4 protein-coding genes are annotated in these 6,317 nt (G+C 71.1%); 1 reads left to right on the forward strand and 3 read right to left on the reverse strand.

What is annotated here, in order from left to right; genetic code table 11:
* Window positions 1–319: 319 nt before the first annotated feature.
* Window positions 320–676, forward strand: a complete 357-nt coding sequence (locus TR48_RS12250) for an SH3 domain-containing protein (RefSeq protein WP_042366101.1) — start codon at window positions 320–322, stop codon at window positions 674–676.
* 66 nt (window positions 677–742) lie between these two features.
* On the opposite strand, the gene TR48_RS12255 is transcribed toward TR48_RS12250, so the two are convergent.
* From TR48_RS12255 to TR48_RS12265, 3 genes are read right to left on the reverse strand one after another with little or no spacing between them, the layout of a single operon-like run.
* Window positions 743–3,493, reverse strand: coding sequence for a bifunctional YncE/alkaline phosphatase family protein (locus tag TR48_RS12255; RefSeq protein ID WP_042366102.1), 2,751 nt, complete (start codon window positions 3,491–3,493; stop codon window positions 743–745).
* 4 nt (window positions 3,494–3,497) lie between these two features.
* On the reverse strand, window positions 3,498–4,880 hold the full coding sequence (locus TR48_RS12260; protein ID WP_236652113.1) for an ABC-2 transporter permease family protein: 1,383 nt from the start codon (window positions 4,878–4,880) through the stop codon (window positions 3,498–3,500).
* Window positions 4,877–5,845 carry an ABC transporter ATP-binding protein gene (locus TR48_RS12265; RefSeq protein WP_042366103.1) on the reverse strand — a complete coding sequence of 323 codons (969 nt, stop codon included), beginning with the start codon at window positions 5,843–5,845 and terminating at the stop codon, window positions 4,877–4,879. The genes TR48_RS12260 and TR48_RS12265 overlap by 4 nt, the downstream gene beginning before the upstream one ends.
* Window positions 5,846–6,317: the final 472 nt, after the last annotated feature.

The following is a 6,317-nucleotide window of genomic DNA, read 5'->3' on the forward strand; positions in this document are numbered from 1 at the left end:
CCCCGCCTCTCCCCCGGCCAGGATCGCACCGAAGCGGGCTCGTGGAATCCCTCAACAAGCCTGCTGTGAAGGCCCGTTGGGCACCGCACGCAGGCCTCGGCGGGGCGCTCGCGGCGACCGGCGAAGCAGTCGCCGAGAGTCATCTTTTGCGGACGGACGGTAGTCGAACTAGCGTTGCCGGTAACCGGTCCCCACCGGAACACGACGACAGGGTCATGGCTTCCAGGGGACCGACCCGAGGGGTGCATGACGCCGGTTCACTCGGCAGCCCCCACTCCCCCGGCCCGTCATCGGGCCCACCTCATCAGGAGATTCGCAGATGCTTCTGCAGTCGACTCTTCGCAAGATCGCCACCGTCACGGCCGCCGGCGCGCTCGCCACGGTCGCCGCCGCGGGGACCGCCTCGGCCGCCGCCCCGTCGTCGTGGCACCACCACCACCTGTACAAGGGCCAGGTCATCGCCAAGACGGGCCTGCTGATCCGCAACGCTCCGAACCGGAACGCCAAGGTGGTCGGCTCGCTGGCCTACGGCCAGATCGTCTGGATCAAGTGCAAGGTCAACGGCGAGACGGTGGACGGCAACCCGCGCTGGTACAAGCTGGCCAACGGCTGCTGGGCCTGGTCCTCGGCCCGGTACATCGAGAACATCGGCCAGGCGCCGCGCTGGTGCGAGTGACGGCAGACGCATGAGCGGTCCGCGTCCGGTTCTCCGGACGCGGACCGCTCCATGTCACGGGCGGGATCAGCCGTCGGTGTCCGAGGAGGGGATGTACGCGCCGGGGACGTCGTTCGGGGCGTAGATCCGGGTCTCACCGGGGTACGGCGTCTTCCAGTTGTGCGTCTGGTACCAGACCAGGTGGTTCATCTGCGCCGGGTTGGCGTAGTCCGGCACCGCGTTCGGTCCGGTCAGCCGCTGCTGCGACTTCCACGTGGCCCACTGCGCCGCGATCGACGTCTCCGCCTGGGGCACGGCGGTGGTGGACGGCACCAGGGACGCCTTCGGGTCCTGCGGGGCCGGGTTGTCGTTGCCGCAGGGCGGCGGCGTGGGCAGACCGTCGGTCAGCGAGGTGCGGTTCGGCACCGCGGTGAACGGGGCGTAGTTCGGGGTGCTGGTGAAGGCGGTGGCCATCGGGGTGGCCGCGGTGTCCTTCTGGTTCATCGGGTGGATCCCGAGGATCTGCTCGATGGTGCGGACCATCGTGATCTGCGAGTAGTAGTGGTCGTCGACGGTGCCGTGCTGCGCCCAGGGGCTGATGATCTGGATCGGCGCGCGGTGGCCGTCGACGTGGTCGAGGCCGGCCTGCGAGTCGTCCTCGACGACGAAGATCGCCGAGTCCTTCCAGTACTTGCTGTGGCTGATCTCGTCCACGATCTTGCCGGTGGCCAGGTCGTTGTCGGCGACCTGCGCGGCCGGGCCGGCCGGGCCGCCGGTGTGGTCGCTGGAGAGCCAGAGCATGTTCAGGTTGGCCGGGCCGTTCTTCTCGAAGTCCTGCTTCCAGATCTCGTACCGGTACTGGTCCGGGATGCTGGTGTCGAACTTCGGGAACGCGGGCACCGACACGCTGTTGAGCGACGGGATCGGCGAGGACGAGGCCAGGGTGTACGCGCTGCCCTGACCGGTCTGGTCCATGTTCTTGGCGTCGCAGTACAGGTTCTGCCAGCTCGCGTCGGCGGGCTTGGTCAGGAACTGGTGGAACTCGCCGAAGTCGCGGACGCCGTCGCCGACCGCCTGGGCGCCGCTCCACAGGAAGCCGGACGCCTGGTGGCCCAGCGCGTCGTCCTCGGTGTCGTAGCTGCGCAGGTACTCGCCGGCGGAGGACTCGGTGTACTCCGGGTCGTCCGCCTGCATCAGCCAGTTGTGGCCCTCGGCGGAGTTGGTGCCGATGTCGTAGGTGTTGTCGTAGAGCCCGAACTGCTCGGCCAGGGCGTGCTGGTTCGGCGTCACGTTCTCGCCGAACTGGGCCAGCGCCGGATCGCCGTTGCCCTGCGGGATGTCGCCGAAGAGCTGGTCGTAGGTCCGGTTCTCCTTGACGATCAGGAAGACGTGCTTGATCGTCGACGGGTCGCCGAGCCGTGCCGGCACCGGGACGGCCTTGGCCTTGTGCTGGTTGGCCAGCGTCAGCGCGCCGCGCGTCCAGCCGTTCTGCTGGAAGACCTTGGCGGTCTGGCTCGCGATGACTCGGTCGCTCGGCAGGGTGAACTGCGTCAGGCTCGACGTGGTGTCGTGGGTGTTGTGCGCGCCGGTGGCATCGGGGCGCAGAGCGTCGATGCCGCGGGTGTTGGAGACCACGACGCTCCTGCCGACGGTGGTGATCTCGGCCGGGAAGTAGTCGGTGGGCAGCAGGCCGACGTAGCTGACCGGCTCCTGCGCGCCGGTGTAACGGTAGACCGCGACCGCGTTGGCCCGGCCGAGGGTGACCAGCAGGTGGCCGTCGTCGGTGAGGGTGACGGCGTCGGGCTCGTAGCCGACCGTGGCCTCGGGCCAGGGCTGCGTGGAGATGGTCTGCACGACCTTGCCGCGCCGGGCGTCGATGACCGACACCGTGTTGCTGGCGGTGTCGGTGACGAACACCGCGCCCTTCTTGGCGTAGACCGCGGTCGGGTGCAGGCCGACCTTGATGCTGCCGACGGCGGCGCTCGGGTCGGCCAGGTTGATCACGCTGACCGAGCCGGTGGTGGTGGCGCCGGTCACCGGGCTGGCCGGGACCTGGGTGCCGTAGGAGTTCAGCGTGGACTCGCCGGGCCTGGCCGGGCGGCCGCCCTCGTTGCTGACGTAGAGCTTGTCACCCACCTGGACCATGCCGCGCGGGGCGTTGCCCACCGCCCAGCTCTGCTCGATCGCGCCGGTCGCGGCGTTGATGGCGACGACCCGGTTCTGGCCGTTGACCGCGCCGTAGACGGTCTTGCCGTCCGCCGAGAACACCGCCGCGGCGGCAAGCGCGTGCTCGGCGCCCTCGGCCGGTATGGCGATGCTGACCGGGTTGGCGAGCGACCCGTCGGCGTTGACCGTGAACTTGGTGTAGCCGTCGACCTGACCCAGCCACAGCTGCGTGCCGTCGGGCGAGTACCTCGGGCCCTCCTGGCCCACCGCGCTGCTGGCGATGTGCAGGTCGTCGACGGAGGCGCTGCCGACGCGCTGCTGGACCTGGCCGGTCTTGAGGTTCACCACGACCAGGGCCGCGTCGCCGTCGGCGACCGTGGCGGCCAGATGGCCGCCGTCCGGGCTGACGGTCGACGCCATGAGCTTTCCGTCGTTGATGACGAGGCGGCTGCCGTAGGGGTTGAGGTACTGGTCGCTGGAGATGACCTCGCCTTTGGAGGTGATCTGGCCGACCTGCTCGTCACCGAACTGTCGGGTCGACGCGACAGCTGTGCCCGTGGCGACCGCCACGGCGGTGACGCACGCCGTCACCAGCGTCGCCCGACGGCCGAGGCGCCGGCCTAGAAGGACGAAGTGCTGCTCCTGGACACGCCGGCGGCGCGTTACCTGCATGGAGTCATCCCTTCGGGGAGGTGGGAAGCAGCTCGACATCGCCGTCGAACTGCCACAGCGGGTTCGGCGCATCCCCGGCCGGGGTGTGCACCAGGAAGTAGCCGTTCACTTCTTTCGGTCCGTCGCCGTCGGCCTCGATGCGTCCGTTCGAGGCGATGTTCAGCTGGTAGATCGCGGTGCCGGGGGCCGTCGTGCCGGGCAGGTGCCAGGTGATGACGCAGCGCCAGTCGTTGCCGGCGCCCACCGGGTCGACCTGGCCGTCGCTGCGGTCGCAGGCGGCGGTGGTGCGCAGCTCGGCCTCGGTGACGCCGGGCCGGTTCAGCTGGGCGGTCTGCAGGCGGTAGAGATGGCCGAAGACGGTCGCCATGGACTGCTGCACCTTCGCCTGGGTGATCCCGGAGCCGGTGGACGGGGTGGCCGCGGCGATGCCGCCGAAGGTGAGGGCGAGCAGGGCGACCAGCGGCAGGACGGCGCGGACTCCCGCGCGGCGCCCGGTTCCGTCGTCGGTGGCGTTGGTGAAGTCCCGTCGTATGAACAGCCGGTAGGCCACCGCGGTGGCGACGACGATCCAGGCGAGGCTGACCGCGAGGGCGACCAGGAGCTCGCCGAGCTGGGCCGGATCGGCGAACAGGCCGTTCCAGGAGACGAAGGCGTAGCCGGGCAGGGCCAGGCGCAGCGCGACCGGCAGCGGCAGCATCTGCGCGAGCTGCATCGCGACCGCCAGCAGCGCGGGGATCAGCAGCCCCATCGGCGAGCGTCCGAGGACGACGGAGCCGAGCAGGCCGATCGCGGCGAGCGCGAGGGTGGGCACGAGCGCGCAGGCCCAGGCCAGCAGCACGGCCCCGGCGGCGTCGGCGGGCGCCAGCTGGTGGCCGTCGAGGCCGACCAGTGGCCGGTTACCGGCCGTCGCGACGCCTCCGGCCACGCTGGAGGCGACCAGCCCGGCGACGAGCAGGACGAGGACGGTGAGGGCGGCCAGCGTCTTGGCCCAGAAGATCCGCCGCGGCGAGCGGACGGCCACCAGCAGGTGGCGCCAGGTGCCGAGCCGGTCCTCGGCGGCGAACACGTCCCCGGCGACGACGGACACCAGCAGCGGCAGCGCCCAGGAGCCGGCGAAGCCGAGGACCACCAGCGGTCCGGCCCAGCCGGTGGCGTGCATCCAGCGGCCGAACAGGGTGTCGCTGGGCAGGGTGCTCTGCTGGTTCACCGAGGCGACGAACAGGCCCGGCACGGTCCAGCAGACCAGCATCAGCAGGCGGATCCGCCACTGCGAGACGAGCTTGTCCAGCTCGAACCGGTAGGCGCGGGTCACCGGGACGCGCAGCGCGTCGTCCTCGTCCGCGGCGTCGCCGCCGGTGACCTCGTGCTCGACGACGGTCGTGGTCATCGCTCCCCCTCCGGTGCCTGCTGCTCCGCCTGCTCGTCCGGCTCCTCGGTGAGCTCCAGGAAGGCGGCCTCGAGCGGTGAGACGACGGGCGCGACCTCCCGTATCGCGAGGCCCTCGCCGATCAGCCGTGCCACGAGCTGTTCCAGCGCGGGCCCCTGGGCGCGGACGACCAGCGCCTCGGCGCCGCGCCACTCCGCCCGGCCGTCGACGACCCGGACCCCGCCGGCGTCAGCGGCCAGCCGGCACGCGGCCTCGGGGTCGGAGCTGATCAGGCGGTAGTCGAGTTCGCGGCTGTCGGCCGCCAGCTTGCCGATGGGGCCGGAGAAGCGGACCCGTCCGGTCGCCAGGATGGTGACCTCGGAACAGAGCGCCTCGAGGTCGTCCATGCGGTGGCTGGAGAGCACGACGGTCGCGCCTTCGGCCGCGAGCCGCTTCAGCACGCCGTGCACGTGCTTCTTGCCCGCGGGGTCGAGGCCGTTGGAGGGTTCGTCCAGCACCAGCAGACGGGGGTTGGTGAGCAACGCCGCCGCCAGACCCAGCCGCTGACGCATGCCCAGGGAGAAGCCCCGGGCCCGGTCGTCGGCCACCTCGATCAGGCCGACCTCGTCCAGCACCTCGTCGACGCGCTGGGTGCGCCGGTCCTGGCCGCGCAGCGAGGCGAGCGCGGCCAGGTTCTGACGTGCGGTCAACGACGGGTAAAGGCCCGGCCCGTCCACGAAACCGGCGACGCCGGCGGGCGCGGCGAGGGCGCGTCCGACCGGCCTGCCGAGGACCTCGAGGCTGCCGCCGTCCGCGACGGCCAGACCGAGCAGCAGACCCAGCAGGGTCGTCTTGCCGGCGCCGTTCGGCCCGACCAGGCCGTGGATCTGCCCCGGCGTCAGATCCAGGTCGACGTCGTCGAGGGCGACGACGTCGGCGAAGCACTTGGTGATCCCACGAGCCCGTACCGCACGCTGTGTATCCATGGCCCCTTCTCACAAACCCATCGGAAACGTAAAGGGCGTGACGCGCCACGGTCAGGGGCTGCGGGTTGAACGTACGCGGAACGTCAGGCGACCGACCGCCCCCGTGGGAACATCCGGCCTACGGCTCAACTCAGGGGCGCCGGGACGGGGGCGTCGACGCTCCGTACACCGATCCTCGCAGGTGGGCGAAACCATGTCTGCTGACTGGACACATGTCTAGTCAATGACCTCCAGGCTGGCTACGCTGACGCCCACCCCGCCGCCCGGACACGCCCGCCAAGGTCACCTGCGGGCCCACCCACCCATGCCGCCACCGCGAGGAACCCTTCGATGCATCCCACCTCTCACCCCGGGGATTCGCCGTACGACTTCGGCGAATCCTTCGGCGACCCGTTCGGCTGGCCCCCGCCCACCCAGCCCGGGCAGCCTCCCGCGTCCGGTCCGCCGCCGCAGTCGCCGGGGACCCCCGGGC

The sequence above is a fragment of the Streptacidiphilus neutrinimicus genome (genome assembly GCF_000787815.1).
Classification (GTDB): Bacteria; Actinomycetota; Actinomycetes; order Streptomycetales; family Streptomycetaceae; genus Streptacidiphilus; species Streptacidiphilus neutrinimicus.

What these genes read in the sequence shown, in the direction of transcription:
- TR48_RS12250 (WP_042366101.1), top strand. Translation starts at nt 320, where the DNA reads ATGCTTCTGCAGTCGACTCTTCGCAAGATCGCCACCGTCACGGCCGCC.
- TR48_RS12255 (WP_042366102.1), bottom strand. Translation starts at nt 3,493, where the DNA reads ATGCAGGTAACGCGCCGCCGGCGTGTCCAGGAGCAGCACTTCGTCCTT.
- TR48_RS12260 (WP_236652113.1), bottom strand. Translation starts at nt 4,880, where the DNA reads ATGACCACGACCGTCGTCGAGCACGAGGTCACCGGCGGCGACGCCGCG.
- TR48_RS12265 (WP_042366103.1), bottom strand. Translation starts at nt 5,845, where the DNA reads ATGGATACACAGCGTGCGGTACGGGCTCGTGGGATCACCAAGTGCTTC.